Origin of the sequence: Mogibacterium diversum (genome assembly GCF_938028775.1) — a bacterium.
In the GTDB taxonomy this organism is placed as follows: Bacteria; Bacillota; Clostridia; order Peptostreptococcales; family Anaerovoracaceae; genus Mogibacterium; species Mogibacterium diversum_A.
The window spans coordinates 1-2,903 of record NZ_CALIZG010000019.1 but is presented as its reverse complement, the minus strand read 5'-3'; the positions used below and the strand labels follow the sequence as shown (position 1 = coordinate 2,903).

3 protein-coding genes and 1 tRNA gene are annotated in these 2,903 nt (G+C 39.4%); 2 read left to right on the top strand and 2 right to left on the bottom strand.

The annotated features are described in order from the left end of the window. Positions 1–202: 202 nt before the first annotated feature. On the bottom strand, positions 203–499 hold the full coding sequence (locus tag Q7O90_RS04940) for a hypothetical protein (protein ID WP_304128232.1): 297 nt from the start codon (positions 497–499) through the stop codon (positions 203–205). Positions 500–580: 81 nt separating this feature from the next. Then, positions 581–656 (bottom strand) — tRNA-Asn (locus tag Q7O90_RS04935). 159 nt (positions 657–815) lie between these two features. Here Q7O90_RS04935 and Q7O90_RS04930 point away from each other — a divergent pair. Together Q7O90_RS04930 and Q7O90_RS04925 are read left to right on the top strand one after the other, a co-directional pair. Then, on the top strand, positions 816–1,928 hold the full coding sequence (locus Q7O90_RS04930) for an SPFH domain-containing protein (RefSeq protein WP_304128230.1): 1,113 nt from the start codon (positions 816–818) through the stop codon (positions 1,926–1,928). 62 nt (positions 1,929–1,990) lie between these two features. Next, positions 1,991–2,903 (top strand): hypothetical protein (locus Q7O90_RS04925; protein ID WP_304128226.1); only part of this gene is annotated, 913 nt, incomplete at its 3' end.

Genomic DNA, 2,903 nt, shown 5'->3' with positions numbered 1-2,903 from the left:
ACTATAAAATTGATTTTTTTATTTAAATCTTATATATTTATATATGCAAAGAGGTCATCATACCGAGGTCATACTGAGGGTATCTGAGTATCTGAGTATCTGAGTCCTCTATTAATGCACTATATTGAAGGTGGTTAACCTTCTTTCCCCTTAATCACAGAACTCATTGCCGCCAAGCTTGAGCGTTCGGTGGTTTTTTTATTTAATAATCATATAGTTCAGGATGTTCTTCTCTATCTTGCAGTATCTTCTTTATAAGATTTTCAAAGAATTCAACTGGGTCTCTCTTCATAAAATTGCAATATTTCATATAATATCTGAAGTTTATTCGTAAGCCTTCTCCTGTACAATATTTTCCAAAAGTAGATTCTGGCATATCGATACCAATTCTGATCTGTCTCTTACTAAATTTTACATTTCTTTCTTCAGCAAGCTTTCTTGCGTCATCCAGCATATAATTCCATGCAAGAACATCTTCTCGGAATACAAGATTTTTCATACCTTTCCCTCCTTCCAAAATATCTAGGAAACACCAAAAAAGGTGCTTACAATTATTACTGTAAACACCTTTTTCAATATATGGCGCCTTAAACAGGGCTCGAACCTGTGACCTAGCGGTTAACAGCCGCTCGCTCTGCCGACTGAGCTATTAAGGCACGTGACTATATTACCATTTCTATATAATCATCGCAACACCTTTTTTTCATTATTTGCAGAAAAGTTATTCTAAAATATTTGAAATTATTTATTGACTGACGGTCAAACTGATGTTAGTATATGATTGTACAGTCAGAAGACTATAAGGAGGAACTTATATGGGTCTCATTTCTACTGCTTTATTATCCGCTAGTTCAACACTTAGCGATTCTTGGAAAGAGTATTTCTATTGTGATGCTATTCCAGCTGATGTATTTGTTGTAAAAGGTGTTAAGAGAAACTCTGGGGGATTCTTCAGTGGCAATAACGGAAGCGACAACATCATTACTGACGGTTCAATCATTGCTGTTGCTGATGGTCAAGCAATGATTATCGTTGAACAAGGACAAATCGTAGATATTTGTGCTGAACCTGGTGAATTCAAATATGACTCATCTACACAACCATCTGTATTTACAGGTAGCCTTGGTGAAGGTGTTAAGAGAATGTTTGCAGAATTCGGTCGCCGTTTCACATTTGGTGGAACACCAGCCACAGATCAACGTATCTACTATGTAAACACAAAGGAATTAGTTGGTGTGAAGTATGGTACTCCTGCCCCAATTCCATTTAGAGTTGTTGATGCTCGTGCAGGTATCGATATCGATGTATCAATGAAGTGCTTTGGTGAATACAGCTTGCGTGTATGTGATCCTGTATTATTCTATACAAATGTATGTGGAAACGTATCACATAGCTACAAGTTAAGTGACCTTAACGATCAGTTACGTACAGAATTACTCACTGCTTTACAACCAGCATTTGGTAAGTTAAGCGAACAAGGTATTCGTTATTCTCAGATTCCAGCTCATACAGCTGAATTAGCTGATGCTCTTAATGAAGAACTCAGCAGTAAGTGGAGAGATAAACGCGGTATCGAAATCGTAAACTTCGGCGTATCCTCTATCAAAGCTGATGAAGCTGATGAAGAAATGCTCAAGCAAATGCAACGTAACGCTGCATACACAGATACAAACTTAGCTGCTGCTACACTTGTTGGTGCACAAGCACAAGCAATGCAAGATGCTGCTAAGAATGCTAATGGTGCTGCGATGGGCTTCATGGGAATGAACGCTGCACAAAGTGCTGGTGGTGTAAATGCTAACGCACTATACCAAGCAGGTCAGGCTCAAAAGGCTGCTAATAGCGGTGACAAGTGGTTCTGCCCAGATTGCGGTAATGAAAACCACTCCAACTTCTGCTCTAACTGCGGAACAAAGAAACCTGAATAAACAAGCAAAACGATAAGAACCCGTTCTATCGGGTTCTTTTTCTCAATTGAAAGGGGAATATTATGGCAAATAACGCATTAACAAATTTCCAATGTCCAAATTGTAATGGTCCTCTTACCTTTGACCCAGGGCTACAGAAACTAAAATGTGGTAACTGCGGAAGTACTTTTGCTCCTGCTGAAATCGAAGAACACTACGACAAACAAGTGGCTCTTTCTGTTGAAGAAGGACAAAAAGAATATAGCGCTGAAGACACGCTACAATGGAGCGAAGAAGATGCACAAAACTTGCGTGCATACAACTGTCCTTCTTGCGGAGCACAGTTAATCACAGACAAGAATACTGCCGCAACAAGTTGTCCATACTGTGGCAATCCTACGATTGTTCCAGCACAGTTTAGTGGCGCACTAAAACCAGACTATGTGATTCCGTTCAAGATGAATAAGGATGAGGCAATCAAGAAGTTATCCGACTTCTATGGCGGTAAGCCATTATTACCAAATGAATTCAAGGAACGTAATCATATTGAGGAAATCAAGGGTGTTTATGTTCCATTCTGGCTCTATGATGGAACAGCAGATGCAGATATGGCCTTCCGTGGTACAATTTCACATTCCCACCGTGAAGGCGACTATACAGTAACTGTAACAGAAAACTATTCTATCTTACGTCAAGGAACCGTACAGTTTAACCGTGTTCCTGCCGATGGCTCTAGTAAAATGCCAGATGAATTTATGGACGCAATTGAACCATACAACTATAACGATATGATTCCATTCGAAATGGGCTATATGACAGGCTATCTTGCAGATAGATACGATGTAACTGCAGAACAAGATCGTGACCGTGTTAATAGACGTATGCGTACATCTGCAGCCGATAAAATTCGTGAAACAGTTAGGGGATATCATACCCTACTCCCACGTCGCTCAAATATCTATATTCGAGAAGATAAAGTTCACTATGCATTCCTGC

Coding starts and splice junctions, on each gene's coding strand:
- Q7O90_RS04940 (WP_304128232.1), bottom strand. CDS start 499: ATGAAAAATCTTGTATTCCGAGAAGATGTTCTTGCATGGAATTATATG.
- Q7O90_RS04930 (WP_304128230.1), top strand. CDS start 816: ATGGGTCTCATTTCTACTGCTTTATTATCCGCTAGTTCAACACTTAGC.